The 248-nt window shown below is 58.1% G+C and carries 1 protein-coding gene; it reads right to left on the bottom strand.

The annotated features are described in order from the left end of the window. On the bottom strand, nt 1–248 hold a 248-nt coding region (locus SB753_RS40000; RefSeq protein WP_410805541.1), incomplete at both ends, for a VWA-like domain-containing protein.

The following is a 248-nucleotide window of genomic DNA, read 5'->3' as shown; positions in this document are numbered from 1 at the left end:
CAGGCTTGTGACCACCTGTACCCGTGACAATCCAGATCACGGGAATGTCGAGGTTGAGCGGCTCCATCGGCCTGCACTGCATGTCGGTGAAGATGATAGCAGCGGTCGGATTTTCCTCCAACATATCTCTACGTACGCACTCGAGAGACGTGCCGCCACGACCGATGATCTCGATCTTCTCGAACGGGTCATCCTCGCCCCACGTGTCTGTGCGCTGGATCCGGGTGTCGAACTGGACGATCGACAGC

It is taken from the genome of Paraburkholderia sp. SIMBA_053 (assembly GCF_046534895.1).
Lineage (GTDB): Bacteria > Pseudomonadota > Gammaproteobacteria > Burkholderiales > Burkholderiaceae > Paraburkholderia > Paraburkholderia caledonica.
This window is presented reverse-complemented; position numbering and strand designations above follow the sequence as displayed.